This window comes from Pandoraea morbifera, assembly GCF_902459575.1.
Classification (GTDB): Bacteria; Pseudomonadota; Gammaproteobacteria; order Burkholderiales; family Burkholderiaceae; genus Pandoraea; species Pandoraea morbifera.
The window spans coordinates 450,912-476,451 of record NZ_CABPSD010000001.1 but is presented as its reverse complement, the minus strand read 5'-3'; the positions used below and the strand labels follow the sequence as shown (position 1 = coordinate 476,451).

22 protein-coding genes are annotated in these 25,540 nt (G+C 65.8%); 14 read left to right on the top strand and 8 right to left on the bottom strand.

Annotated elements, in window-relative coordinates; genetic code table 11:
* Positions 1-40 precede the first annotated feature (40 nt).
* Entirely contained in the window at positions 41-1,774 is a 1,734-nt protein-coding gene (locus PMO31116_RS02015; protein ID WP_174970748.1) for an ATP-binding response regulator, read from the top strand.
* On the opposite strand, the gene trhA is transcribed toward PMO31116_RS02015, so the two are convergent.
* From trhA to PMO31116_RS02000, 3 genes are all read right to left on the bottom strand, one after another.
* A complete protein-coding gene (gene trhA, locus PMO31116_RS02010) occupies positions 1,765-2,430 on the bottom strand; it encodes a PAQR family membrane homeostasis protein TrhA (protein ID WP_150565225.1) in 666 nt (221 codons plus the stop codon). The genes PMO31116_RS02015 and trhA overlap by 10 nt on opposite strands.
* Positions 2,431-2,444: 14 nt before the next feature.
* Complete coding sequence (locus PMO31116_RS02005) at positions 2,445-3,002, bottom strand: peroxiredoxin (protein WP_217424708.1); 558 nt, start codon at positions 3,000-3,002, stop codon at positions 2,445-2,447.
* A gap of 162 nt (positions 3,003-3,164) precedes the next feature.
* Complete coding sequence (locus PMO31116_RS02000; RefSeq protein ID WP_150565224.1) at positions 3,165-3,659, bottom strand: Lrp/AsnC family transcriptional regulator; 495 nt, start codon at positions 3,657-3,659, stop codon at positions 3,165-3,167.
* A gap of 172 nt (positions 3,660-3,831) precedes the next feature.
* Here PMO31116_RS02000 and ilvB point away from each other — a divergent pair, with 172 nt between their 5' ends.
* The 6 genes from ilvB (at position 3,832) to astA (ending at position 10,971) form a co-directional block, all read left to right on the top strand.
* Positions 3,832-5,652, top strand: coding sequence for a biosynthetic-type acetolactate synthase large subunit (ilvB, locus tag PMO31116_RS01995; RefSeq protein ID WP_150565223.1), 1,821 nt, complete (start codon positions 3,832-3,834; stop codon positions 5,650-5,652).
* Between the two features lie 230 nt (positions 5,653-5,882).
* Positions 5,883-6,662 carry a basic amino acid ABC transporter substrate-binding protein gene (locus PMO31116_RS01990; RefSeq protein WP_023595785.1) on the top strand — a complete coding sequence of 260 codons (780 nt, stop codon included), beginning with the start codon at positions 5,883-5,885 and terminating at the stop codon, positions 6,660-6,662.
* A 150-nt stretch (positions 6,663-6,812) separates the two neighbouring features.
* Positions 6,813-7,565 carry an amino acid ABC transporter permease gene (locus PMO31116_RS01985; protein ID WP_023595786.1) on the top strand — a complete coding sequence of 251 codons (753 nt, stop codon included), beginning with the start codon at positions 6,813-6,815 and terminating at the stop codon, positions 7,563-7,565.
* On the top strand, positions 7,549-8,271 hold the full coding sequence (locus PMO31116_RS01980; protein WP_150565222.1) for an amino acid ABC transporter ATP-binding protein: 723 nt from the start codon (positions 7,549-7,551) through the stop codon (positions 8,269-8,271). Before PMO31116_RS01985 ends, PMO31116_RS01980 begins: the two co-directional genes overlap by 17 nt.
* 212 nt (positions 8,272-8,483) lie before the next feature.
* On the top strand, positions 8,484-9,725 hold the full coding sequence (locus tag PMO31116_RS01975; RefSeq protein ID WP_150565221.1) for an aspartate aminotransferase family protein: 1,242 nt from the start codon (positions 8,484-8,486) through the stop codon (positions 9,723-9,725).
* A 205-nt stretch (positions 9,726-9,930) separates the two neighbouring features.
* Positions 9,931-10,971: an arginine N-succinyltransferase gene (gene astA, locus PMO31116_RS01970; RefSeq protein ID WP_174970802.1), complete on the top strand. Its 1,041-nt coding sequence runs from the start codon at positions 9,931-9,933 to the stop codon at positions 10,969-10,971.
* A gap of 6 nt (positions 10,972-10,977) precedes the next feature.
* Here the strand turns inward: astA and PMO31116_RS01965 are convergent, their stop codons facing one another.
* From PMO31116_RS01965 to PMO31116_RS01950, 4 genes are all read right to left on the bottom strand, one after another.
* On the bottom strand, positions 10,978-11,946 hold the full coding sequence (locus tag PMO31116_RS01965; RefSeq protein WP_150565219.1) for a Csu type fimbrial protein: 969 nt from the start codon (positions 11,944-11,946) through the stop codon (positions 10,978-10,980).
* Entirely contained in the window at positions 11,943-14,378 is a 2,436-nt protein-coding gene (locus PMO31116_RS01960; protein ID WP_246185129.1) for a fimbria/pilus outer membrane usher protein, read from the bottom strand. The genes PMO31116_RS01965 and PMO31116_RS01960 overlap by 4 nt, the downstream gene beginning before the upstream one ends.
* 73 nt (positions 14,379-14,451) lie before the next feature.
* A complete protein-coding gene (locus PMO31116_RS01955) occupies positions 14,452-15,210 on the bottom strand; it encodes a fimbrial biogenesis chaperone (protein WP_150565217.1) in 759 nt (252 codons plus the stop codon).
* Between the two features lie 15 nt (positions 15,211-15,225).
* Positions 15,226-15,753: a Csu type fimbrial protein gene (locus tag PMO31116_RS01950; protein WP_150565216.1), complete on the bottom strand. Its 528-nt coding sequence runs from the start codon at positions 15,751-15,753 to the stop codon at positions 15,226-15,228.
* Between the two features lie 572 nt (positions 15,754-16,325).
* Here PMO31116_RS01950 and PMO31116_RS01945 point away from each other — a divergent pair.
* The 6 genes from PMO31116_RS01945 to PMO31116_RS01920 all read left to right on the top strand — a co-directional run bounded on the left by PMO31116_RS01945 (position 16,326) and on the right by PMO31116_RS01920 (position 24,304).
* Positions 16,326-16,898: an HdeD family acid-resistance protein gene (locus PMO31116_RS01945; protein WP_150565215.1), complete on the top strand. Its 573-nt coding sequence runs from the start codon at positions 16,326-16,328 to the stop codon at positions 16,896-16,898.
* 131 nt (positions 16,899-17,029) lie between these two features.
* Positions 17,030-17,515, top strand: a complete 486-nt coding sequence (dps, locus tag PMO31116_RS01940) for a DNA starvation/stationary phase protection protein Dps (protein ID WP_023595796.1) — start codon at positions 17,030-17,032, stop codon at positions 17,513-17,515.
* A gap of 324 nt (positions 17,516-17,839) precedes the next feature.
* Positions 17,840-20,545 (top strand): bifunctional acetate--CoA ligase family protein/GNAT family N-acetyltransferase, encoded by a 2,706-nt coding sequence (locus PMO31116_RS01935; RefSeq protein WP_150565214.1) that lies wholly within the window; start codon positions 17,840-17,842, stop codon positions 20,543-20,545.
* A gap of 78 nt (positions 20,546-20,623) precedes the next feature.
* The gene (gene corA / locus PMO31116_RS01930) at positions 20,624-21,601 is read left to right on the top strand and encodes a magnesium/cobalt transporter CorA (RefSeq protein ID WP_150565213.1); all 978 of its coding nucleotides are present in this window, start codon (positions 20,624-20,626) and stop codon (positions 21,599-21,601) included.
* A 215-nt stretch (positions 21,602-21,816) separates the two neighbouring features.
* Complete coding sequence (locus tag PMO31116_RS01925; RefSeq protein ID WP_150565212.1) at positions 21,817-23,121, top strand: CaiB/BaiF CoA transferase family protein; 1,305 nt, start codon at positions 21,817-21,819, stop codon at positions 23,119-23,121.
* A gap of 238 nt (positions 23,122-23,359) precedes the next feature.
* Positions 23,360-24,304 carry a sulfite exporter TauE/SafE family protein gene (locus PMO31116_RS01920; RefSeq protein WP_150565211.1) on the top strand — a complete coding sequence of 315 codons (945 nt, stop codon included), beginning with the start codon at positions 23,360-23,362 and terminating at the stop codon, positions 24,302-24,304.
* A 383-nt stretch (positions 24,305-24,687) separates the two neighbouring features.
* Here the strand turns inward: PMO31116_RS01920 and PMO31116_RS01915 are convergent, their stop codons facing one another.
* Entirely contained in the window at positions 24,688-24,972 is a 285-nt protein-coding gene (locus PMO31116_RS01915; RefSeq protein ID WP_150565210.1) for a hypothetical protein, read from the bottom strand.
* Here PMO31116_RS01915 and PMO31116_RS01910 point away from each other — a divergent pair.
* Positions 24,971-25,288 (top strand): hypothetical protein, encoded by a 318-nt coding sequence (locus PMO31116_RS01910; protein ID WP_150565209.1) that lies wholly within the window; start codon positions 24,971-24,973, stop codon positions 25,286-25,288. The two genes, PMO31116_RS01915 and PMO31116_RS01910, sit on opposite strands and share 2 nt — an antisense overlap.
* The last annotated feature ends 252 nt before the right edge of the window (positions 25,289-25,540 follow it).

Below are 25,540 nucleotides of genomic sequence, written 5' to 3'. Positions count from 1 at the left end.
GAATTTGCGCAGCCGCACAAAACCGGCAAAAGGCGAGACTTTGAAGCTCGTTTGGTTTCTTCAGTACGCCGAAGCGCGCGAGCCGCGACTTGGCGTCAACGATGCGATGAATCTTGGTAAATTCAACAGCCCGCAAGATCCGGCCTGCGCCGGGCGGTGCGAAGTGGGCGGCATGCAGGCGCGGGGCGCCGACAGGCACGCCATGCCGGATCCCGATACGTTTCGGCTGGCGCTGGTGCACGAATTGCGCGCACCGCTCCAGGTGCTGCAGGGACACCTGGAGGCGCTGCGGGCGGAGGCGTCGGTGCCGGTGGCAGCGGAATGCGGCGGCCGCACCGCCGACGGGGTCGACGACGGCGGCCGGCTGCGGCGCTCGAGACTGAACGCCATGGGCAGCATGCTTCGCGTGGCCGCCGGAGTGGTGGACGACGTGCTGCATTTGAAGTGCTTCGGGGACGGCGGGGCGGACCTGCCGCTTCAGGCGTCGGAGTTCGAAATTCGGGCCTGCCTGGACGAGGAAATCCATGCATTCGGCGAGATCGCCCGCCTCAAGGGCCTTGCGCTGGAATGCGACATCGCGGATGACGTTCCCCTGTGGGGGACGGGCGACGCGGTGCGGTTGCGTCAGATCGTGCGCACGCTGGTCGACAACGCGCTGAAATTCACCGTCTGTGGCGGTGTGGCGGCGACCGTGTCGTGGCGGGCGGACGCCCCGGAAGCCCAGGGCGTACTCGACGGCCCGCTCGGGAAAGACGGAACGGGCAGCGCGGGCAGCGCAGGCAGGACCGCTGGATCGCCGCAGTCAGGCTGGTTGACCGTGCGCGTCAGCGACACGGGGCCGGGTATTCCCGCCGGCATGGAAAACACGGTGTTCGCCGCATTTTCCCGGGTCGATCAGGCGGTGCCGGGCACGGGCCTTGGATTGTGGATCGCACGGCAATGGGCGCATCGCATGGGCGGGGCTTTGTGCGTCGAGCCGTCGACGACGGGCGCCCGCTTCCGGTTGTCCCTGCCGTTGGCCACGCCTTGCATGTCGCCTCTGCGGCGCTCGATGCCCACGCCGGTCGACATGGCGCTCGCGCCCGTGAACGTGCGTCCGGGGTTGCACGTGCTCGTGGTCGACGATCATGTGATGAATCGCGCCGTGCTGGCCGACCAGCTGGCGTCGCTCGGTTGCCGTGTCGAGCGCGCGCAGGACCTTACGCAGGCGTTGCTGCAATGGGTATCGCACGAGATCGACGTGGTGCTCACGGACGTGCAACTCGGCGGGGCCTGCGGCCTGACGCTCGCGAAGACACTTCAGGCACTGGCGCCGGTGCTCGGCCGTCGGCCACCCGTGGTGTTTGCCGTGACGGGGTCGATCATTGCCGCGCGGGCGGCCCGGGAGGCCGGCATCGATGCCGTGCTGACGAAGCCGGTGTCGCGCGCGAAGCTGGGGCGGGTGCTGGCGCTGCGCTGGCCGTGCGAGACGGGGGAATGGTCTTCGTCGCCAATTCCCGTGGCGTCGCCAGCGGTGAGGCGGTCGCCCCTGTCCGAGGACCCGTGCGCCCGACGTCTGATGCGTGACGAGATGGCCAAGGATCTGGCGCGCTTTCGGCGCCTGATGGGCCGGCGCCGCCGGGAAGACCTGGATGCGGCGCAGGCGTTGCTCCATCGCATGCGCGGCGCCTGCCGCATGTTTGGCGATCCGGCGTTGACTGCGCGCTGCGACCGGTTGAGCGCGAAGCTGGCGGACTGCCGGCGCCTATCGGTCGATGGCGGGGGTCAGAGGTAGCGGCATACCGCGAGGAAATGGCAGGCAGTACCGCCGATGGCGAACAAATGCCAGACGAAATGCCCGAACTTGATGTGGCCGTCGAGCGAATAGAAGACGGCACCGATCGTGTAGGCGGCGCCACCCGCGTAAAGCCATCCGGCGCCGGGCCCCGGAATCGCCGCCAGCACCGGGCCCGCGACCAGTACCGCCATCCAGCCCAGCCCGATGTAGAGCAGCGTCGAGACCAGCGGCCGGTCAAGCAGGCCGAACGCCTTCGCGAGCAAGCCGGCGATCGCCATGGTCCACACGCCGGTGAGCAGAGGCAACCCCCACGGATCGTTCAGGATCTTGAGCGTGAAGGGCGTGTATGTGCCGGCGATGAACAGAAAGATGGCGCAGTGATCGACGCGCATGAACAGCCGCTTTGCGCGTCCGTCCGGCAGCCCGTGATAGAGCGCCGACGCGAGGTAGACGACGACCATCGTGACGGCAAACACGCCCAGGCCGATTTGTTCGGCCGTGTTCGGCAACGGCAGGCGATTGGTGCCGAACAGGAAGGGAATGGCTGCGAGCGCGGCGAGGCAGGCGACGCCGTGACTGATGCTGTTGGCGAGCTCTTCGCTGCGGGTCTGTTCTCGTGCCAGTGCCTTGGCGCGGGATTCGGCAGTGAGCATGACGACGGAAGTCCTTATGCGGGATGCGTCTTGCGCCACTGGCGAACGGCCTCGAGCGTGTTGGCGACATGTTTGTCGGGATTGAGACTGACGTAGCTGTAGATCACCTTGCCGTCGGGTGCAATCACGTAGGACACGCGATTGGCATAGTCCGGTTTGAGCGACAGCACGGCGTCGTAGGCGCGCATGATGTGCTGGTCCGTGTCGGCGGCCACGGCGAATTTGCTGCGGCACTCGGACACGGAGAACTTGTTGAGCGTGTCGATGTTGTCGTGCGACACGCCGATGACCGTCGCGCCGAGCGACTTGAAGGTGTCGGTGGCTTCGGCGAAATCGTGCGCCTCGATGGTGCAGCCCTGGGTGAATGCAGCCGGATAGAAGTACAGCACGACAGGGCCTTTCTTCAGGGCGTCGGCCAGCGAGAAGGTGAAGACCTTGCCGCCCAGCGAGGCTTGCGCCGAGAAGTCCGGTGCGGGCGATCCGTTCTTGAGTGCCGCGTGGGCAGGGATGAAGCACCAGGCCGTGACACCGATGATGGCGGCGGCGGCCGTCAGTCCGAACCAACGTTTCATTCGAGGCTCCCGGAGTGGATGCTTAAGGATAGAGACTTGTGCGCGCCCTGTCCAACGCGGCCCTCGCGCCCGACGGAACGCGCGCGCCGCTCCCATCCGCGCACCGACGCCCCCGACGCGTTCGATGCTCGCAGTGCTGGCGAAGCCTGTGCGCCTGCGACGTCACGACGCCGAGGAGCTGCCGCCCGTTTGGCCGTCGCCGATCGGCAGGACGGTGGTCGACTTGATCTGCGACAGGGCGATCATCGAGTTCACCTCCTGGACCATCGGCAGTTGGGAGAGGCGCTCGAAGAAGAAGCGCTCGTAGGCATCGACGTCGCGCGTGACGATGCGCAGCAGGAAGTCGACATTGCCCATGAGCACATGGCATTCGAGCACCTCCGGGAACGCCTGAATCGCCTTGGAGAACTCCGGCAGGGCGTTGCGGTTGTGGCCTGCGAGCTTCACGTGCGCGAAGAGCATCACGTTCAGGCCAACTTTCTTCCGGTCGACCAACGCCACCCGACGCTCGATCACGCCCTCCGCGTCGAGGCGGTCGATTCGCCGCCAACATTGCGACTGCGACAAACCGATGCGCTCGCCGATTTGTGCCGCGGAAAGCGAGGCATCTTCCTGCAGGATTGCGAGGATTTTTTCGTCAAATTCGTCGAGATGCATGATTCATTCCTGGAATTTCCAATATTTGAATGAATCATGTGAAATTAATCGGGAATTGTCAACGATACGCGAAGCATTTACCGGGAGGTTTCCGTAAGCTGGAGCTTCATCAGGCAAATTTGCCGCAACCATCCGTCGTCTTCCGACGGAACCCGCAGGAACACAAGACATCATGAAACTCGATCTGACGCTGCCCGCCACCGAAGCCGCAACCGGAGCCGTTGCCCAGCCTGTCGCCCCGTTGTCCGCCAAGGGCGCCGACCTGATTGCGCGCACGCTGGTCGAGATTGGCGTGCGGACGGTGTTCTGCTACCCCGGCGGCGCAAACCTGGAGATGCTCGATGCGCTCTCGCGCGTGGCCATCACGCTGGTGCGCACCGAACACGAGCAAGGGTCGGTCTTCGGTGCACAGGGTTACGCGCGCGCCACCGGCAAGCTCGGCGTTTGCCTGGCGACCTCGGGCCCTGGCGCAACCAATCTCGTGACGGGTATCGCCGACGCCGCCAGCGACTCCGTGCCGGTGCTCGCGATCACCGGCAACGTGGCCACGCATTGGCTTGGCAAGAACGCGTTCCAGGAAGTGGACATCGTCGCCATCACGCGGCCGGTAACGAAACTGGCTCGTCAGGTGCGTGAGGCGCGCGACATTCCGGCCGCCATCCGCGAGGCGGCCGCCTGCGCGCTGGCCGGGCGTCCCGGTCCGGTGCTGCTCGATTTCCCGAAGGACATTCAGCAGGCGCGTCCCGAGCAGCCCACCGACAAGCGCTTCACGGCCGCCGTGCCCGCCGGCATGAGCGATGAGACCGCGCAACGCATCGCCGCGCTGCTCGCGCAAAGCGAGCGTCCCGTCATCTATGCGGGCGGCGGGGTCATTGCGTCGGGCACCGGCGCCCGGCTCGTCGCGCTTGCCGAGGCGCTCGACTGCCCGGTCGCACTCACGATGATGGGGCTTGGCGCCATGCCCGATGACCATCGTCTGCTGCTGGGGCCGCTGGGCATGCATGGCGCCCATGCCGCGAACGTGGCCGTCAACGAGGCGGATCTGGTGCTGGCGCTCGGCGTGCGCTTCGACGATCGCGTCATTGGCGATCCGGCCGCGTTCGCGCGTCACGCGAAGATCGTGCATATCGATGTCGACGCCGCGGAGATCGGCAAGAACAAGCCCGTGACGCTCGGCGTCCACGCCGATTTGCGAGATGCGTTTGCGGGGCTGCTGGCACACGCGAAGCGCCGCGACGTGCCGGGCTGGCACGCGTATCTGCGCGAGCGTCGCGAGGCGCACCCGCTGCGCGCGCCGACAGGCGTCCCGGGCGGCAGTGCGGGCGTGCTTACCGGTGTCGACGTGATTTCGGCGCTTGCGGTGCGGCTTCCGCCCGAAGCGGTTGTCACGACAGGTGTGGGCCAGCATCAGATGTGGGCGATGCAGCACCTGCGCCTGCGCGCGCCGCGCACGTTCCTGTCCAGCGCGGGCTTCGGCACGATGGGCTTCGGTCTGCCCGCGGCCATCGGCGCGAAGGTCGCGCTTCCCGAGGTGCCGGTGATCGACATCGACGGCGACGGCAGCCTGAACATGTCCGTCAACGAACTGTCGACTTGCCGCCGCTACGGACTGGGGGTCAAGGTGCTGGTCATCAACAACCAGTGGCTCGGCATGGTTCGACAGTGGCAGGACATGATCTACGCGCGCAATCGCGTGGCCTCGTCGCTGGTCGATCCGAACGCGCCCGACGGTGCCGACGACGGCCGTCCGTACCCGGACTTCGTGACCATTGCTGCGGGCTACGGGGTGGCGGGCGCCCGGGTCACGCGGGCCGACGAGTTGTCAGGCGCCCTGGACCGCATGCTGGCCGATCCGAGCGAGCCGTACCTGCTCGATGTGCTGGTCGCTCGCGAGGACGACGTCTATCCGATGATTCCCGCAGGCAAGACGTATCGCGACGTGGTGTTCGGTCCGGGGCAGGCCGCCGGGCCAATCGCGGCGGGCGCGTTCTGACGCGCGCCGGGCAGGCGGGGCGCGGGACGCCGACCGGCGCGACGAGAACGACCGGGGAGCGCCAGCGTGGCGGACATCTGCGCGTGAGCCAGGCATTACCGTCCGGTGAGAATTCGATGTCTCGTCGCGAGATCACAACGACAAAACCCGCTTCGGCGGGTTTTTTTCGTTTCCCGGTCGGCCAGGAGTATCATTGCGCTCTTTCAAGAATTCTCGCCAAGGAAATCAACATGTTGACGAAGCGCCTCGTGCTGGCCGCCGCCTGTTTTCTGACGACCTTCGCCGCGGTGCCCGCAGCGCAGGCCGCCGAACCGACCTACACGGTCGGCGCCGGCGGCACGTATCGTCCGTTCGAATTCGAAACACCGCAAAAGGAACTGGTGGGTTTCGACATCGATGTGATCAAGGCGGTCGGCAAGGCAGGCGGTTTCAACGTGAAGCTGGTCAGCACGCCGTGGGAAGGCATTTTCGCCACGCTCGACCAGGGCGACCGCGACATCATCATCTCGGGCATCACCATTACCGACAAGCGTCGTGAGATGGTCGACTTCTCGGCCCCGTACTTCCCGGCCGACCAGGTCATCATCACCGCGCCGGGCGCCAAGGTCGCGAGCCTGGCGGATCTCAAGAAGCTTCAGGTGGGCGTGGTCAACTCGAGCACGGGCGACATCGCCGTCTCGGAGGAACTGGGCCGTGCAAGCACCGCGATCCGTCGCTTCGACAACACGCCGCTCATGCTCGAAGAGCTGTATCGCGGCGGTGTCGACGCCGCCGTGGGCGACGTCGGCGTGATCAAGTTCTATATCAAGAGCCATCCGGAAAAGCCGTTCAAGCTGGTGTATGACAGCAAGTTCAAGCGCCAGTACTTCGGCATCGCCGTGAAGAAGGGCAACAAGGTGGTCCTCGACAAGATCAACACGGGCCTGAAGAAGATCGTGGCCGACGGCACCTACGCCAAGATCTACAAGCAGTGGTTCGACTCGGAAGTACCGACGCTGCCGCAGCAATAAGCAACGCGTGTAAGATTCGCGCCACGCGCGCCAGATAGCTGGCCTCTCGCGGCCCGTGAGCTGATCGTCGAATTCCGACGTCAACCCCCGGGCCGCGAGCGTTTTTCTGCCGGGCAACCGGTTCGTTTCATTTCGTGAGAAAGGTGCTTCATGGGTGGGTTCCAGTGGAACATCATCAGCGAGTACATGCCCCTGTTCGTCGAGGGCACGCTGATGACGCTCAAGTGCACGGTGATCTGCGTGATCGCCGGTACGCTACTTGGGCTCGTGCTCGGCGTCGGCCGTCTGGCCGAGGCGCGTCACGGTTTCTACAAGTATTTCCTTCGCTACGTGGTGCAATACCCCGTACGCTTTTATGTCAGTTTCTTCCGCGGCACGCCGCTGTTCGTTCAGATTCTTCTGATTCACTTTGCGTTGATGCCTGTGCTGATCAATCCGTCGGAGGGATTGATCGTGAGCGGCGATCTCGCGCGTGAAATCCGCTCGCAGTACGGCGCGTTCATGTCGGCGGTGCTGGCCATCTCGCTCAATGCCGGCGCCTACGTTTCCGAGATCTTCCGTGCGGGCATCCAGTCGATCGACCGCGGGCAGGCAGAGGCCGCGCGTTCGCTGGGCATGACCTACATGCAGACGCTGCGCAAGGTGGTGCTGCCGCAGGCGTTTCGCCGCATGCTGCCACCGCTGGGCAACAACGCCATCGCCATCGTGAAAGACTCGTCGCTCGCGTCGGCCATCGGTCTGGCGGAACTGGCGTACGCGGCGCGTACCGTCTCGGGCGCGTATGCGCGCTACTGGGAGCCGTACCTGACGATTTCGCTCATTTACTGGGCGATCACGCTGGTGCTTTCGGCTTTTGTTCAACATCTGGAAACGAGGTACGGCAAAGGTGATCGTCGTCAATAACCTGCAAAAGCAGTACGGCGATGCGCACGTGCTGCGCGGCATTTCCTGCCGCATTGAAGAGAAGGAAGTGGTGTGCGTGATCGGCCCGTCGGGCTCGGGCAAGAGCACCTTCCTGCGCTGTCTGAACGGGCTGGAGGACGTGAGCGGTGGTGAGGTGCTCGTGAACGGCTTTCACGTGGAAGATCCGAAGACCGACATGAACGCCATGCGTGCGAGCGTCGGCATGGTGTTCCAGCGCTTTAACCTGTTTCCGCACATGTCGGTGCTCGAGAATCTGATTCTTGCGCCGATGCAGGTCAACGGCATCAAGCGTGCAGAAGCCGTGACCATTGCCGAGCAACTGCTGCGAAAGGTCGGCCTGATCGACAAGATCGACGCCTTTCCGAACCAGCTCTCCGGTGGCCAGCAGCAGCGCGTGGCGATTGCCCGCGCGCTGGCCATGAAGCCCACCGTCATGCTCTTCGACGAGCCGACCTCGGCGCTCGATCCGGAACTCGTGGGCGAAGTGCTCGAGGTCATGAAGTCGCTCGCCGACGAGGGCATGACGATGGTCGTGGTCACCCACGAAATGGGCTTTGCGCGCGAAGTCTCCGACCGTGTCTTTTTCATCGACCAGGGGGTCATCATGGAAGAGGGCAAGCCGGACCAGATCTTCTCGGCGCCCAAGCACGAGCGCACGCGCGAATTCCTGCGAAAAGTTCTGTAAATCTCGCGGTGACGGGGCGCGCGAAGGTATATGCGCGCGCCGCATCTGATTACAATGCGAGGGTACGCGCGTCGAGTGCCGCGAAGGCAGCGGCACCCGTCACCCCGCAGGCACCCTGAGCGCCCAGCCAGGATTTTTTCTCACAGGGCAGTGACCCGTCTCCCGGACCTGCCCCGCAATCCCAGATTGCATTCCGATTTCACGAGGAAGTCATGAGCCAGCCAATCGCTGTGACCCGCCAGACGTTCGACGACGTGATGGTGCCCAATTACGCTCCCGCCCAGATGGTGCCCGTGCGCGGCGAAGGCTCGCGCATGTGGGACCAGCAGGGCCGCGAGTATGTCGACTTCACCGGTGGCATCGCCGTCAATGCGCTTGGCCATGCCAATCCGGAACTCGTGAAGGTCATCGAGGAGCAGGCGCGCAAGGTCTGGCATATTGGCAATGGCTACACCAATGAGCCGGTGCTGCGTCTGGCCAGCGCGCTCACCGAAGCGACCTTCGCCGACAAGGCGTTTTTCTGCAATTCGGGGCTCGAGGCGAATGAAGCCGCGCTCAAGCTCGCGCGCCGCTACGCGTACGACCACGCCGCCGAGCGCGGCGGCAAGGAAAAGAGCGAGATCGTTTCGTTCTACAACTCGTTTCACGGTCGCTCGTTGTTTACCGTCAGCGTGGGCGGCCAGGCGAAGTACACCGAAGGTTTCGGTCCGATTCCGGCCGGCATCATGCATCTGCCGTACAACGACCTGCAGACGGCCGAAGCCACCATCTCGGACGCCACGGCGGCCGTCATCGTCGAGCCGGTGCAGGGCGAGGGCGGCGTGCTGCCGGCCGATCCGGAGTTCCTGAAAGGCCTGCGCGCCCTGTGCGACAAGCATGGCGCGTTGCTGATCTTCGACGAAGTGCAAACGGGGGTGGGTCGCACGGGCACGTTGTATGCCTATGAGCAATACGGCGTCACGCCGGACATCCTGACCACGGCGAAGGCGCTGGGCAACGGCTATCCGATCGGCGGGCTGCTGACCACGAGCAAGATCGCCGCGAGTTTCTCGCCGGGCACGCATGGCTGCACCTATGGCGGCAATCCGCTCGCCACGGCGATCGCCGGCCGCGTTCTCGAGCTCATCAATACGGCCGAGATGCTCGGCGGCGTGAAGACGCGTCACGATCACTTCGTCAAGGGCATCGAGGCAATCAATGCGCGTCACGGCGTGTTCGCGCAGGTGCGGGGCATGGGGCTGCTCATCGGCGCCGTGCTCAAGCCGGAATTCGCCGGTCGTGCGAAGGACATCGTGGCCGAAGCCGAGAAGCAAGGGCTGATGTTGCTGGTGGCGGGCGGCGACGTCGTGCGCTTCGCGCCGTCGCTGAACATTCCATTCGCCGATATCGACGCCGGCCTGGCCTCGCTGGAGAAGGCGGTGGCTGCCGTGGCCGCCACGGCAAAGGCAGCCTGAGCGCGCTCGGGCGCCGACGTCCACTCGCGCCAGCCCTTGCCGCAGGCTCGGGACTTCGGGCCGGGCCGGCGGATCGCGCCGCTCCGGCCCGTGCCTTGACGGCGTGCCCCAGTCTTCCTCTTCGCCGGATATGTCCATGAACCGTCAATCGAAACTGGTCGCGCCGACACAGGCGCCGGACGAGGCACACGATGCGTCGACATCGCTGCGCGTGGTGCGTCTGGCGGGGCCAGCGGATCTGCCGGCGTTGTTGACGCTCGCGGCGCTGGCCGGGCCGGGCATGACGTCGTTCAAGCCCGACCGGGCGGCGCTCGAGGCCCGCCTCGCGCGGGTGGCAGCCACGCTCGACGGTCGGGCCCCGACGGCCGAGCAGGGCTACCTGTTCGTGATGGAGGACGTCGCGACGGGCGGCATTACGGGCGTATGCGGGCTGGAAGCCGCCGTTGGGCTCGATCAGCCGTTCTACACGTATCGCAAGGATACGATCGTGCACGCCAGTCGCGAGTTGAACGTGTGGTCGCGCATGCTCACGCTTTCCCTGTCGAACGACCTCACGGGATACAGCGAACTCTGCTCGCTGCTGCTGGACCCGGCCTGGCGCGGGCACGGCAACGGCGCGCTTCTGTCGAAGGCCCGTTTTCTTTTCATGGCGCAGTTCCCGGAGCGCTTCGGCCCGCACGTGTGCGCCGAGTTGCGAGGATTCTTCGACGACGACGGCCGAAGTCCCTTCTGGCAATCGCTCGGGCAGCATTTCTTCAAGATCGACTTCGATCAGGCGGACTACCTGACGTCGATCGGCAAGAAGTCGTTCGTGGCCGAATTGATGCCCAAGTACCCGATCTACGTCGACTTTCTCTCGCCGCAAGCCCAGGCGGCCATTGGCGTCACCCATCGCGATACGTTGCCCGCCCGCCGTCTGCTCGAGCAGGAAGGCATGCGCTCCGGCGCGCATGTCGATATTTTTGACAGCGGCCCGGTGCTCGAGGCGCGCGTGGCCGATCTGCGCGCGGCGCGCGACAGCCGATATCCGAGTGTGAACATTGCGCACGACGCCAACGTCGCCAATCCGGAGCCTTATCTGGTGGCGCGTCTGGGGCTCGCCGACTTCCGTGCCACGTTGGTCAACGGGCGTCCCGAGCGGCGTACGTTCACCCTCAGTCCGATGGCGGCGCAGGCACTTGGCGTCGCACAGGGCGAGCGAATCCAGGTGCTGCCGCTTAAGCCGCCGCGTGCCGAAGCCGTGTGAGCGGTCTCAGAACTGGATCGTGGCGGTGACGGTGTCGGTGTAGACGCCCGGCAGCGGCGTCGATTGCGAGGGCACCCGGGCATAAATCGGAATGAACTGGATCAGGCCCGAGCCGATCCCCGTCAGTGTTGACGTGCCGGACGTGCCGTCGCCCCAGATCGTCGTGCGGGCGCTGTCCAGATAGAGTTGATAGTCCACACTCGCGCCCGTGGCGCCGGTCATCCGGCGCGCGCTCACGCTGCCCGAGAGCCCGCCCGAAAGCGCTACGCGATACGCATCGTTGTTCGTGCACTGGAGGGTCAGTTGTCCGCTGCCGCTGACGTCGGAGGTCAACGTCGATTGCGAGTCGAAGGTAATGTTGGTCGCCGCGATGGTGCAGTTGTTGATGACGGTCACGTTGCTCGTGAACGGTACGCCCGGCGCCGCTGTCATGGCACTGCCGCACGCCGGGGCGGGCGCGAGCAGTGCGTAAGACGCATATTGCAGACTCATGTCCGCCGGACCGAACGCGCGTGAATACACCGTGTTGGCGTTGCCGCGGGTGGGCACGGTCGTTTGCGCGGCATCGATTTTGCCGTAGAAGCTGACGTTCTGCGTCAGTGTGCCGCCCAGCAGCGGGGCTGTCATGGTGAGCGCGATCATGCTGCCGGGGCTGCTTCCCCAAGTGTTGGCGTGAGCGGCGTCGACGAAGAGTCCGAAGCGGATCGCGTTTGCAGCATTGGTGAGGGTGAGCGGCTGTGCGGCGTTCAACGCCAGGCATACCTTGACATTCGGGTTGGCGCCGAGCACTGGCCAGGTACATGTAACCGGAATCGTGCCGGTAGCGTTGAGCGCGGCGCCGGAAATCGGGCTGAACGCGGTGAAGGCGAGCGTCGGCGCGCCGACGGAGCACGTCTGCGCCGCGGCGTTCGCGCTGATCAAGGCGATGGCCGCCGTCACTGTCCGGCAGCGTTGCGCAGTTGGCTCGAGCTTCATGACGGCGCCTGTGTGGCGGGCACGCGGACACGGGTGGGGCGCCGCTCGGCAAGCGCGCCGAACGCCACGCACTCGATCGGGCCGATGCGGGCGATATCACCCTTGGGCGGCGCGGACCATTCGAACGTGGCGCGGCATCGCTGTGAACCGTCGTGCGCCTCAAGCGTATTGCGCGTACCGAGGTCGTCGACGAAGACTTCGCCGTCGTAGCCAACGACCGTGACGAATCCGCTTTGTACGTGATGCACCGGGGTGCCGGGGCGCAGGGGGCGGCCCGTCGACCCGACGAGGGTGACCAGTGCGGCGCGATAGCGCCGCACGGGAAAGCGCACCAGCACGCCGCTGCCCGATTGCGGCGCGATGCGGCGTTCCGTCGTCGTCACCTCCAGGTCGGCGGGCAGGTGCATGGGGTCGATGCCGATCCTCGTGGCTTCATAGCCGCTCAGATCCGGCACGAGATGGTATCCGTGCGAGTCCGTGTGACCGACGCGCACCGATTCGCGCAATACCGGGACGCCCGCCTGGCCGTCGGCGCTCACGAGCGCGAAAGCGTCGTAGGCGCGTCGCGTGGCATGCACGCCGCGGTCCATGACCACGAGCGCGCCCTTCATGCCGATGCCGGTGCCTGTCTCGCGTCCCACCCTTTGCGCCAGCGCGGATATCTGGCCGTGCCGGCCGAGGTATTGCAGTTCCCCCTGAGCCGTGTCGCGCGAGAAGGCCCGTCCCGCGAGCACCTGCCACCCCCAGCCGCCGTGGTAGTCGGGCGTTCGGCTCGCGCCTGCCCAGGTTTGCGTGCCACCATCCTGGCTGGTGAACGAGGCGCTGCCCAATGCGTTGCCGCCAAGCAGCACGCTGAGCATGGCGAACACACCGTGCACCCCGCGTCGTGCGAAGTCGCGAAAGCCGCCCAGCGACACCATGCCGCGCGTGCCCGCCGGGAACGTCAGGCTCGCCGACAACACGCGGGTGGCGGGCTGACGCCGCATGCGCTGGGCGAACCAGGCGAGCGAGGCGGTGCTGCCACCGCCGAGCGGGAGGGACAGGCTCACGCGGTCGCTCGCGCTCGGCACGGGCGTGCCGTCGAGCGACGCGATGTCGCGATAGTGTCCGGCGACGCGAACCATGCGGGCGTCGACGCTCAGGTGTCGAGACAGATACTGATAGCCCGCACTCCATTGCGCGCCCGTGCCACGCCCGCTGGAGGCCGCGACCGACACGCCGGCGACCCCGGCATGTCCCAGCGCAGCGAGCGCGCCGACGCCGCCGAGCACGAGACGGCGGCCGGCCTGCAACTGGGTCTCGACAGTCACCGCGTCGCTCGCGCCGTAGCGGGCGGCGATCGATGCGACGGGATCGCGTCGATACGCGAACGAGCGCATGCCGTAAGCCTCGCGTGGCCAGCCGGCTTCCACGGAAAAGCTCGAAAGCCCGCGCGCCAGCAACCGCGGATCGATGTAAAGCGGCACGCGGGTGATTTGCTCGCGTCCTAGCGCATCACGGGTGACCACGCTCGCCTGCAGGTCGCCGGTCAGGCCGGGGGCTTCCTGAATGACGAAAGGGCCCGGTGGTACGCGTCCTCCCATGCGTCGCACGCCGTCCAGATACAGGTCGACCGACGACGGCACCACGGCGCTGCCGCGCAACGCCGGTACGGGAAACGTGACAAGATCCGGTCGCAGACTGAAATTTCGCCGCCATTGCACTCCCGCGATGCGCAGCGATCGCGTCCATGACAGCGAGCCCGTGATCAGATCGCCCGCCGTCCAGCTCGTCAGATGTGCCGGATCGTCATGCTGCCACCAGGTGTCGTATCGGCGATAGCCGTGCCGCCAGCGCGAATGTTCGGTCACGCCGGTCTGCCGCAGCGTGCCGCCCGGCCAGAAGCCGCGAAACTCGCTCCAGATGGACGCGCGCGTGAACCGGTCGCGCTGCACGTAGCCATCGTAATTGATGACGACCCCGGTGCCCGCCGTCGCGCGGATCGGCGCCGGTGCCGGACCGCCCAGCGCGTAAGGGGCGAGCCACCGGTCGTCCACCGTCAGTTCGAGTGTCTGTGTGGGGGCGTCGTAGGTGTAGCGAATGCCGCGCAGCGCGTCGAGCGCGACTTCGCTCGCGTCTTGCGTCGATAGCTCGGGCGAGCTCAGCCCCAGCGTCCGAAGGTCGCCCGCGCGCACGAACCAGCGTCCCCTTCGGCGCACGAAGGGCGCAATCAGCCCGGTGGGCTCGCCGTTGACGACTACGGCGAGTACATAAGGGCCGTCGAGACGTGCCAGGCGCGGCGCATTCGTCGTGCTCGCGGGGGCCGAAGACGGTGACGCCGACGGTGCCGGCGGACTCGAGGAAATCTGTGCGACGCGATGCGCCGATGCCGCGTGCACGTCCGTCGCCCTTCCCAGCCATGTGAGCGGCGTCACGATCGCGGCAACGGCCATTGCCACGGCGGCCCTTCGGGTCGGCGAGGATGGGACCGCGAGGCCGGTGGGGCGCGCGGCGTAGTCGGCACCCCTAGCGCGTGCCATCCGACGCTTCGTCAGCGGCAAATCGCATCGGGACGGCATCGATGCGCGATTCGATCGTAAATGGCGCGATGGGCGGCGAACCCGAGGGCCAGCGCACGGCAAAGCGCCGTGTTTGTCCCGCGAGGACGTAGCCGAGCAAGCCATGCGCGAGCTCCACGCTGCGTCCGGTCGCATCGCGCACGCGCGTCTCTCCAAGTTGCGCGTGCCGGGCGCCGTCGTTGCGCACCGCCAATTGCCGTCGCGCGATGTCGAAATCGAAGTGCAGTTCGGGGCCGTGCTCGAGACTTGCCTGGACGAACACCGGCACCGAGTAGCGCAAACGAATCGACACGCCTTCACCCGGAGGCGATCCGGCCGGCGGCAATTCGTCGACCAGGAGTCGGTAGCTTTGCTCCCGTTGCGCGGGGCTTCGCGCCGTACGCACGAGACGCACGATCTGTCGCTCGCCGGGTTCGATGCGGAGGATCGGCGGGCTGGCGATGAGCGCACGCGTGGGCGTGAGTACGTTTTCGCCGTTGCGCTGTGCCCAGGCGTACAAGCGCAACTGCCCGTGAATCGGCAAATCGCCGGAGTTGCCCAGCGTGAGCGTCGCGGCGGGCTGCGACGGCAAGAGGTTGACGATGACCGGCGAGACTTGCAGTGTGGCGCCATGCCCGATGGGCACGCACAGCGTGAGCAGTGCGAAGAAGGCGCCTTGGCATGCACGGGCGACGTGGCGGGGCGGGGCAAGTCTCGGAGGGCGCATGATCGACCCCGCCGTTCAGAAGTAGACGGTCGCCGTGACCGTGGACGAATAGACGTCGGGCTCGGGCATGGTCGCCGAGAGCGTGGCCTGGCCATAAACGGTATAGGTCTTCGCCACGCCGCTGCCCGAATCGCTCAACGTGTTCGATCCCTGCGTATTGCCCCAGGGCGTGGCATAGGCCGCATCCTGGTACAGGCCGAACGGAATCGTCGTGGCGTTGCCGGTGATCGTGCCGGCGAGCAGACGATTGGTTTCGGTCGAGTTCGGTACGGTGCCCGCGTTCAGGCCGATGTTGTAGCCCGTCGATGCGGTGCAGACGACCGTGAGGGACGACGTGCTCGCGACCGGTCCGGTTGCCGATCCCTGGACGGCGTTGAACGTCATCGGAGTGGCGGCGATCGTGCATCCTGGCAGGATCGTCAGTTGCACGCGCATCTGGGCCGTCGCCGACCCGTTGGTGTACACGGCCGCCCGGGCCGGACCGGTTTGGCTCAACGTGCCGACGACAGCGCACAGGGCGAGACACAACAGGCAACGATTCATTGTCATTCTCCTTAGTATTCCTATCCGTTGGTGCGGCGGTCACGCAATTGAACGACTTAATGGATGACAAAGCCGATGGCAAAATGGACAGCAAAGCGTCGCGCTTCTTTCGCACGCTTTTTGCGTAGTTTAGGAGGGCATTGGGCCGAAATGTCTTCGAGTCAAATGCTTTCGGAATACTCCTATGCGGTGTGGGAGCCATCCCAGGCGGCCGGGACGGACATACGCGCAAAGCGCATGTCGGACGGGTCCGCAATGCGCATGGGCAGACCCGGGGGGCGCCCGCGCGAGGCGACCGGGGCGCGTGCCGGTAGTGGGCTTTGCGCAGCGCCGATCGGGAGGTCGGGCAGGGATTCGACGTGTGTTTTCGGAGAGAAAAATCGCGCCGGGATGACGTCAATCAAAAGGCGTGCCAGCGGCACAAGGCGACGCGCAATTTTCACTTGATCTTGCGACGACGCAGTCTCTAGAATGACTTCTTGTCGCATACCGGACGCCATTCACGCCACACGTGTGATAGGCGTCCCGGTGGCCGTGTTCGCTACCTGCGGATATTTCACGAGAGGGATGCCATGCTCAGACTTCTGTCGAAATACTGGTGGTTGCTGGTGCTGCGTGGAGTGCTGGCCGTTGTCTTCGGGATCGCGGCCTTTGCCTTGCCTGGCGTGACGATTGCGGTGCTGGTGCTGTGTTTCGGCGCGTTTTCGTTTGTCGATGGCGTCTTCTCCCTGGGCGGTGCATGGAGTGCGCGCAAGGAACATGCCGACTGGTGGCTGCCCTTGCTGCAAGGCATTGCGGGCATCGTGATCGGCGTGCTCACTTATCTCAACCCGGCGTTGACCGCCGTGGCGTTGCTTATCTATATCGTGGCCTGGAGTTTCGTCACCGGCGTTTTGCAGGTGGCTGCCGGGATCGCGCTGCGTCGCGAGATCCAGGGCGAGCTATGGGTCATTCTCTCCGGTGTTTTCAGCATTCTGTTTGCCATCTTCATCATGTGGCAGCCGGGTGCGGGCGCGCTTGCGCTGATCTGGGCGATTGGATCGTGGGCCATCATCTGGGGCGTGCTGCTCGTGATGGCAGGTTTCAGGCTGCGGGGCGCCACGCATGGCGCTTCGCACTCGCGCGCGGGTTCGCTGCGGTCCTGAGCACGCCTAACCATGTTCCGCGCGGCGATGGCGGGACGCGTTCGTTTTCTTTCGTCCGCAAGGGCTGCAGTGGCCTGTTGCCGACGGCTTTCCCTGGCAGCCTGCCGGCTGCCTGACGTCAGGAGTGTCAAATGGCTCTGAATCATACGCGTAACACCCTCGGTGAAAAGATCCGCATCGAATCGGTCAACCAGCTCAATCGCGGGTTGGTCAACGGCATCGACGTTCAGCGCCAGGCCAAGCAGGCGCACTGGAATGTGCACGGTCCGGGCTTCATCGAACTGCACCTGTTGTTCGACGAGGTCTACAACGCTGCCATCGAATGGACGGATCTTTGCGCCGAGCGTCTCGTGGCCCTGGGCGGCGTGGCCGACGGGCGCGTGCAGACGGTTGCCAAGGCAACCGAGCTACCGGTCTACAAGAACGAGTTCAAGCGAGGGCTCGATCACGCGGCGGCGCTCGCCGAGGCCCTGGCGGCTTACGGCGAGATCATCCGGGGCCTGATCGATGCGTCGGCCGAGATCGGCGATGCCACCACGTCGGACGTCTTTACGGAGATTTCGCGCGGCGTGGACGACCATCTGTGGAAAGTCGAGGCGCACCTGCGCGGCGAGTGATCCCGGCGTCGCCGGGGCGCCGCAGGTCCCCGGCGCAGAAGCGACCGTGCGGCGTCGCACGGCGCGAATCGTCGAACGCGCGCACCTGGTGAGTCCGGGGTGCGCGTTCGCGCGTGTCAAATGCGCTCTTACGCGTTCTTGCGCGCTCGTTCGGGTTGGTCTGGGTTCGCACCCGCGCGCCCGCTTGCATGACCGCGTGCATGGCCGCGTGCGTGGCCTCTCGCGGCGATGTCTCGCCGCGGCGGTTCCGACACGTCTTTGCTCCGTCTCCGAATTCGCCTGACGGCCCGCGCGTTGCTTCCACGACCATCCCCCGGAGTCACCATGACCACCCGCAATCTGAGTCAGATGTTCCAGCCGAAGTCGGTCGCTGTCATCGGCGCGTCCCAGCGTGAGCGACGCGTGGGCACGACAGTGCTGCAAAACGTCATCGCCGGAGGGTTCACGGGGGAGATCTACCCGGTCAATCCAAAGTACGCGTCGCTCGCGGATCGCAAGTGCTATCGCGACGTGAGCGATTTGCCGCAGGCACCGGATCTCGCCATCGTCTGCACGCCGCCAGAGACAGTGCCTGGCCTCATACGGGACCTCGGCGAGCGCGGGACACGCGCCGTCGTTGTTCTCACCTCGGGACTCACTCGCGAACGCGACCGCCATGGCGTTACGTTGCAGGAGCGCATGCTCCAGCATGCCAAGCCGCATGTGCTGCGAATTCTCGGACCGAACTGTATCGGGCTGCTGAGCCCGGGCATCGGTCTGAACGCGAGCTTCGCGCACATGGGCGCGCGCCCGGGCAAGCTGGCGTTCGTCTCGCAGTCGGGCGCGCTGACGACCGCCGTGCTCGATTGGGCCGATGCCCGCGAGATCGGGTTTTCGCATTTCGTCTCGCTGGGCGACAGCGCCGACGTGGATTTCGGCGATATGCTCGATTACCTCGCGAGCGACCCCGGTACCGACGCCATCCTGATGTACATGGAGTCCATCCGCGACGCACGCAAGTTCATGTCGGCCGCACGGGCGGCCGCGCGCAACAAGCCCGTCGTGGTGATCAAGTCCGGCCGCGTGCCCGAGGGGGCGCAGGCCGCCGCCTCGCATACCGGGGCGCTGGCGGGGGCGGACGATGTCTACGATGCCGCCATCCGTCGCGCCGGCATGCTACGCGTCGATACCACCGATGAACTGTTCGCCGCGGTGGAGACGCTCGCGCGGCTTCGGCCCTTCTGGGGCGACAAGCTCTCGATCATGACGAACGGCGGCGGCGCGGGCGTGATGGCGACCGACGCGCTGGTGCTCGCCGGCGGTAAGCTCGCCCATCTGTCCGACAAGACGCGCGCGGCGCTCGACGCCGCGTTGCCCGCGACACTGGGCCGCGTCAACCCGGTCGACATTGGTGGCGATGCGGACCTGGCGCGCTATACGGCCACGCTGGCAGCGTTGTGTGAAGATCCGGAAACCGCCGCCGTCCTGTTCATTCAGGCGCCCACGGCGGTCATGCCGAGCCTCGACGTGGCCAATGCGCTCGCCGCGTTGCCGAAGCCGTCGAAGAACGTTTTCACGTGCTGGCTGGGTGGCGAGACGGCGGAGCGCGCCCGGCGCATTTGCCGTGAGGCGGGGCTGCCGACGTACGACACGCCGGAAAATGCCGCTCGCGCATTTCTGGAGGCGGTCAATTATCGCCGCAACCAGTCGTTGCTGATGGAAACGCCGCCCTCCATTCCCCCGGGCTTCGCCCCCGATGTCGGCCGGGTACGCGCCATTGTGGACGGCGCGATGCGCGAGGGGCGCGCGTTGCTCTCGGAGCCGGAAGCCAAGGGCGTACTGGCCGCGTACGGCATTCCGGTCGTGGAGACGCTCGTGGCCGAAACGCCTGAGCAGGCGGGCGAACTGGCGCGGGGCATCGGTTTTCCCGTGGCCGTCAAGCTTGTCTCGCCGGACGTTACGCACAAGTCCGACGTCGGGGGTGTGGTGCTCAACATCGAGACCGCCGAGCAGGCATGCGATGCGGCCCGCCAGATCTGCAAGCGCGTGCTCGCCGCGAAACCGGACGCACGCGTGACGGGCTACTCGGTGCAACGCATGGCCAACGGGGCCGAGGCTTTCGAACTGATCGTGGGTGTGGCCACCGACAGCGTGTTTGGGCCGGTGCTGATGTTCGGGCAGGGCGGCACGGCCGTTGAAGTGATCGCCGACCGGACCATCGGCCTGCCGCCACTCAACCTGAACCTCGCGCGCGACATGGTGGCGCGCGCCCGGGTGTCGAAGCTGCTCGCAGGCTACCGAAACCGCCCGCCGGCAGATCACGAGGCGATTTACCTCACCCTGGTCAAACTCTCCCAACTCGTATGCGACGTGCCGGAGATCGCCGAGCTCGACATCAATCCCCTGTTCGCCGACGCGCACGGCGTACTGGCGCTCGACGCCCGCATCGTGGCACGCAAGCCGGTGTCGGCCGGGCACGCGCGCCTCGCAATCCGACCCTACCCGCAGGAACTGGAGAGCACGGTCGACGCGGGCGGCAAGCCGGTGCGCGTGCGTCCGATCCGGCCCGAGGACGAGCCGGCCTACAACGCCTTTTTCCACACGCTCACCCCGCAGGACGTGCAGTTCCGCTATTTCGGCCTGATCAAGGAGCTGTCGCACTCGCAAATGGCGCGCGTGACACAGATCGACTACGACCGCGCGATGACGTTCGTGGCGACCGAGCGCGACGCCCAGGGCAACACGCGCCTGCTCGGGGTGGTGCAGGCGCTGGCCGACCCGGACAACACGGTCGCCGAGTTCGCCGTGACCGTGAGTCCGGCCGCGCAGGGCAGGGGCCTCGGGCGCGCGCTCATGGAGCACATCGTCGACTACAGCCGCAAGCGCGGCACGGGCGAGCTCATCGGCTATGTACTCACGGCAAATACGCGTATGCTGACACTCGCCCGCCATCTGGGCTTTGTCGAAGACAAGGAGATGGAGGCGGGCGTTCTTCATATCCGGCTGCCGTTGCAACAGACAGCGCAGGTGCAGGAGACACGCAAGGCGTAGCGGCCACGGCTCGGCGCCGACGCGTTGTCGGCCTGCGCCCGCGTCGGGGCAGGGCGGCCGCCTCGACCAGGACGACGAATGCTAGTGAATTGCGTGGCCTATGAGGATGGCCGCAAGATTGCCGATCTGCACCCCGATGAAATCTCCGATTACCTGGAGCGCCCGCATTGTTTCGTATGGGTGGCGCTCAAGGATCCCGGTCCAGGCGAGCTCGCGCAGATGCAACATGAGTTCGGTTTGCACGACCTTGCCGTGGAAGATGCGCAGCACGGACACCAGCGCCCGAAGATCGAGCAGTACGGCGACTCGCTCTTCGCCGTGCTGCATGTGCTGAACAAGGACGCCGACGGTGACTTCTCGCTCGGGGAAGTGGCGATCTTCGCCGGGCACAACTATGTGCTTTCCGTGCGCACGAACGCCACGCAGGGGCTCGGCACCGTGCGCGCGCGCGCGGAGAAGGAGCCACACTTGTTGCGGCAGGGCTCGATCTTCGTGCTCTACGCGCTCATGGACGCCATCGTCGACAGTTACTTTCCCGTATTCGACGACCTCGAAGCGCAGCTCGAGGCGATCGAGGCGCAGATCTTCACGCCGAGTGCACCGGCCAAGGGGCGCGCGATCATCGAAGACCTGTATCAGCTCAAACGACGCCTCATTACGCTGCAACATGCCTGTGTACCGCTCATGGAGGCGGTCAGCAAACTGTTCGGGGCGATGGCGCCGAAGCTCTGCGGCGGCATGCAGGAGTACTTCCGGGACGTATTCGACCACCTTCAACGCATCACCAAGAATGTCGATATGCTGCGCGAAATGGTCACGACGGCACTGTCGGTCAATCTCGGCATGATCTCGCTGTCGGAGAACGAGACGACGAAGCGTCTGGGGTCGTTTGCCGCACTCTTTGCCGTGCCCACCATGATCGCCGGCATCTACGGCATGAACTTCGCCGACATCCCGGAATTGAAATTCCGGTACGGCTATCCCCTCTGCATCGGGGCCATGATCCTCATCGATTTGCTCCTGTACCGGAAATTCCGCAAGGCCGGCTGGTTGTGACGCAGCGCCGCGCAACGCCCGCGCGATCTGTGTCAGGGGCGTGTCGCCGCATGCCCGGCGGCGCGCCGTGTTGCCCCGTGGCAACGGGTCGCCTCGCGCACCGTTTTCCGTCGTGACCGGCGTAGAGTAATTGCACTAGAATTCCCCAACGCCGCATCAGACGGCAGCCAAGGGTTAAGAAATACAACAAACACCAGGCGCTTAGGGGTCAGATATTGAACGCACCACTCTCGGGGATCCGCGTCATCGAGTTCTGTCGAGGCGCCGCGGGCGCTTATTGCGGCTTGCTGCTGGCCGACATGGGCGCCGATGTCATCATGGTCGACGATCCGGTCGACGATCTTTCCAACGATAGCCAGCGGCCGCTCGGCGAATCCGCCCAGCTCGGCCTGCGACGCAACAAGCGTTCCGTGGCGCTGGACTTGCTGACTCCCGAAGGCCGTGGCCTGGCGCACACGCTCGTGCGCGGTGCCGACGTCGTCATCGAGTGCCTGCCGCCGGGCACGCTCGCTCGCGCCGGCCTTGGTTATGACGCACTGTCGGCCGCACAACCCCATCTCGTCTACGTCTCGATCTCCGCGTTCGGTCAGGAGGGGCCTCGCACCGTGGCGCAGCCCGCGGGCGTGCCCGCCCTTCAGGCCCTTCGCGGAATGCTTGGCGCGGCGCCGAGTGGTCTGGAGCCGCCGCGCGATTTGCCGGTGGCGGACCTCGCCGCGGGACTGTATGCGGCGTTTTCCACTTCGGCGGCGCTCGTGGCCGCACGGCTGCAGGGGCGGGGCGTTCATATCGACGTGCCGATGCTCGGCGCCACGCTTGCCATCGCGGCATTGCGTGGCGGCGACGCAGGTGCCGAGGCAGCGCACCGCGCGGGGCTGGTGCCGCCCTCGGCCATGGCCAGCGATCGTGAGGATGTCGTCGACGAGAATCGCCCCATTGCGGGTGGCGCTCACGGCGCGCAGAGCGGCGCCGCCTCGGTGCCCACCGACGCCGATGGCGAGGAATCGCGGTTCGGCGGGCCGTCGGCACCCTGGCCGACTTTCCGTGCCCGCGACGGCTATTTCGGTATGGATCTCGACGGACAGACGCACTGGCAAGCGATTTGCGCGCTGGTGCACCGCGTCGATCTGCTCGACGACTCCCGTTTCGTCAACGCGCGTGAGCGTGCCCGCCATCAGGCCGTGCTGCGCGACGTGCTCGAAGCCGTCTTCGTCCACGAGGATCGTGGTGTATGGCTTGCCCGGCTCGTCGCCGTCGGTGTGCCGTGCACGGCCATCAGCACCTATTCGCGGGTGCTCGCCGATCCGCAGGTGGCACACATGGGCTGGGTACGGACCATGGTCCTGCCTAATGGAGAGACGACGCACACCATTGTCTCTCCCGTTCGTCTGAACGGGCGCAGCCCGGTAACGCCGATGGATCCGCCCGCACCCGGCGAGCACACGAGTGACATTCTTGCTGAGCTGGGGGCGGACGAGGGCGGCGTGACCGGTTGGCCCGTGAGAGATGCCGGCCGCTTTTGACGCTGGCCGCCTCGGCGCGGACAGACGTTTGCCATGACGGCGCCTTCGGGCGCCGTCGGCGTTTTTGCGCTCTGCGGGACGGCGCCTCCCAACGTCGGATACTTCCCGGGCTCCTTTGCCAGGCGGGGCTTTCGCGTCGCTCGATGTCCCTATATAATTCATGGTCATAAGCTTATGACTATTAGTGATTAAGGCGCGTGCCAGTCACTTTCGCTGATTTCTTGCTGGATTCCGACCCATGATTGCCGATCTTTCGAATGTGTCTCCCACGGCTGCGTTGCTTGGCGCCGCAGTCGGGCTGGTGCTGGGCTTGACGGGGGCGGGCGGGGGCATCTTCGCGGTACCGGCGCTGGTCTTCGGGCTGGGGTGGGGCGTGTCGCAGGCCGGTCCGGTTGCGCTTCTCGCGGTGGGTGCCGCTGCGGCCGTGGGCAGCGTGCAAGGGCTGCGCGCCGGTCTGGTGCGCTATCGCGCGGCCATGCTTATGGCCGGGATCGGTGTTGGTGTGGCGCCGTTGGGAACCTGGCTGGCGCATCGGCTGCCGGAGCGCTGGCTGGTTGGGCTGTTTGCCCTTGCCATGCTGATTGTGGCGACTCGCATGTACCGGGCATCGCGCGGGCTGGCGGCAAACGCCGCGAAAGCCGTGTCGGTGGTGAATCAGCCTGGAAGCGAGGCGGCGAACTCGTCGGACCATCAGGCCGCGACCGAGGTGGCAAATCAGGCGGCAAATCGGGCTGCAAATCGAGCGGCAAGCAAGACGAGCGAGGCGATGCCTCCATGCCGGTTGAATCCGGCGACGGGGCGTTTGCACTGGACGCCGCGTGTCGCGGGCGTTCTGGGGGCGATCGGTGCGGTGTCCGGCTTCGCCTCCGGCTTGCTTGGCGTGGGCGGCGGCTTCGTCATCGTGCCGGCCTTGCGCCGTTTCACCGATATCACAGTGCATGGCGTGGTGGCCACATCGCTGTTCGTCATCGCGCTAATTTCCGCGGGCACCGTGGCTAACGCCTGGTGGCAAGGTATGCATCCGGGCGCTCAGGGCTGGGTGTTCGTCGTGGGCGCCGTGGCCGGCATGCTGCTCGGACGCGCGCTCGCGCCCCGGCTGGCGGCCTCACGCCTGCAACAAATCTTTTCGACGCTCATGGCCGCCGTTGCCATTGGCATGCTCGTCAAGGCGTTCGGCGCCTGATTCGCCGCGCGCCGACGCCACTTGCAATCTCCAAATACTTCGATCGTCGCAACGTCTTTCGAGTGATCTTCAATCGCGGTCGCCATGTTGTTCCGCGCGATCGCGCCACGCCGTGAATTCCCATTCGTGACGCGACAATGAATCTTTTCGTCACGGGACTGTCCATTAGAACGCTGCCCGAGCATCACTTCTCGCTGAATTGACTGCATTGCGCATGGAATTGCTTCAATGTGCGTGATGCTTGCAAGACGCGAATGGTATTGCTCTTAAATTGGACTAGGATGATTCCTATAAACAGATCCAAAACGGCAGGATTTTGTAGATTTATCCTATATTTCCGCTGGTCGTAAAACGGCGCGTAACGACGTCGCCTCGCCGATGTGTCACGCGGCGTTGCGATCGGCTTTGGCTTCGATGACCACGACACACATTGCGACTTCCACGACCGTCTTGCCTGGCCACCCGGACGCTTGCACACCGGCGAGCCGCCGCGTCGCCGCGATCCGACAACGCTTGATCGTCTCGATCGCGATGGCGTTGTTGGCGGGGTGCACCGAGTACCAGGCGTCGACGCCCAGTGTGTCGGGTGCCGAAGCGGCGCACGAGGGGGCGTCGTTATCAGCCTCGGCGCAACCGGCGGCGGACGCGAAAGTGGTGGAAGCCCGCATGCGGCCGGTCGCGGCGGCCGTGGCCATGAGCGGCACGCCGGAGGTGGGGCGCGTGGTGAGCGGGACCTATCGGTGGATGGCCGATTGGCCGGAGACCGACAGCGTGCATCTTTGGGAGGCCGCGCCTGGCCCGACACGCATTCGTGTGGTCGGTCGCGCACGGGAGATGATGCCGTCGGCGGGATTGCGCGGTGTGCGCATTCGCTACTGTGTCAAGCCGGTGATCGGCGCGGGCGCCTCCCGGTTGACCGGGCACAAGGCGTGCTCGGCGTGGACAACCGTCGACGGGCCGAAAGCGGCCCGTGACGCCGGATAACCCTCGCATTGCCGCCAGATCGGCACCGGATAGTGCCGGATGCCCGACAGCGTCGACGAGCGACGAGTTACGCCGAATAACGTAGCCGCGGCGGCGCGGGGGACGATTCCGTCCACCCGCGCCGCGCAGCAGCAACGCGGTCACGCCTTCGTGACCAACGAGTGTGTCGGCAAGACGCACATTCCTCTTTCTGGAAGCCATGACGCGTAGACACGGCGGAGAATCGCGCGCGCCCACGGCTGACTTCTTTTA

Bases quoted from the DNA above. Each gene is read 5' to 3' on its own strand.
- PMO31116_RS01935 (WP_150565214.1), top strand. From the start codon at position 17,840: ATGACCACCCGCAATCTGAGTCAGATGTTCCAGCCGAAGTCGGTCGCT.
- PMO31116_RS01965 (WP_150565219.1), bottom strand. From the start codon at position 11,946: ATGAAGCTCGAGCCAACTGCGCAACGCTGCCGGACAGTGACGGCGGCC.
- PMO31116_RS01910 (WP_150565209.1), top strand. From the start codon at position 24,971: ATGCGGCCGGTCGCGGCGGCCGTGGCCATGAGCGGCACGCCGGAGGTG.
- PMO31116_RS02000 (WP_150565224.1), bottom strand. From the start codon at position 3,659: ATGCATCTCGACGAATTTGACGAAAAAATCCTCGCAATCCTGCAGGAA.
- trhA (WP_150565225.1), bottom strand. From the start codon at position 2,430: ATGCTCACTGCCGAATCCCGCGCCAAGGCACTGGCACGAGAACAGACC.
- corA (WP_150565213.1), top strand. From the start codon at position 20,624: ATGCTAGTGAATTGCGTGGCCTATGAGGATGGCCGCAAGATTGCCGAT.
- PMO31116_RS01975 (WP_150565221.1), top strand. From the start codon at position 8,484: ATGAGCCAGCCAATCGCTGTGACCCGCCAGACGTTCGACGACGTGATG.
- PMO31116_RS01990 (WP_023595785.1), top strand. From the start codon at position 5,883: ATGTTGACGAAGCGCCTCGTGCTGGCCGCCGCCTGTTTTCTGACGACC.
- PMO31116_RS01920 (WP_150565211.1), top strand. From the start codon at position 23,360: ATGATTGCCGATCTTTCGAATGTGTCTCCCACGGCTGCGTTGCTTGGC.
- PMO31116_RS02005 (WP_217424708.1), bottom strand. From the start codon at position 3,002: ATGAAACGTTGGTTCGGACTGACGGCCGCCGCCGCCATCATCGGTGTC.
- PMO31116_RS01945 (WP_150565215.1), top strand. From the start codon at position 16,326: ATGCTCAGACTTCTGTCGAAATACTGGTGGTTGCTGGTGCTGCGTGGA.
- PMO31116_RS01985 (WP_023595786.1), top strand. From the start codon at position 6,813: ATGGGTGGGTTCCAGTGGAACATCATCAGCGAGTACATGCCCCTGTTC.
- PMO31116_RS01960 (WP_246185129.1), bottom strand. From the start codon at position 14,378: ATGGCCGTTGCCGCGATCGTGACGCCGCTCACATGGCTGGGAAGGGCG.
- PMO31116_RS01955 (WP_150565217.1), bottom strand. From the start codon at position 15,210: ATGCGCCCTCCGAGACTTGCCCCGCCCCGCCACGTCGCCCGTGCATGC.
- PMO31116_RS01950 (WP_150565216.1), bottom strand. From the start codon at position 15,753: ATGAATCGTTGCCTGTTGTGTCTCGCCCTGTGCGCTGTCGTCGGCACG.
- dps (WP_023595796.1), top strand. From the start codon at position 17,030: ATGGCTCTGAATCATACGCGTAACACCCTCGGTGAAAAGATCCGCATC.
- PMO31116_RS01915 (WP_150565210.1), bottom strand. From the start codon at position 24,972: ATGCGGGCTTCCACCACTTTCGCGTCCGCCGCCGGTTGCGCCGAGGCT.
- ilvB (WP_150565223.1), top strand. From the start codon at position 3,832: ATGAAACTCGATCTGACGCTGCCCGCCACCGAAGCCGCAACCGGAGCC.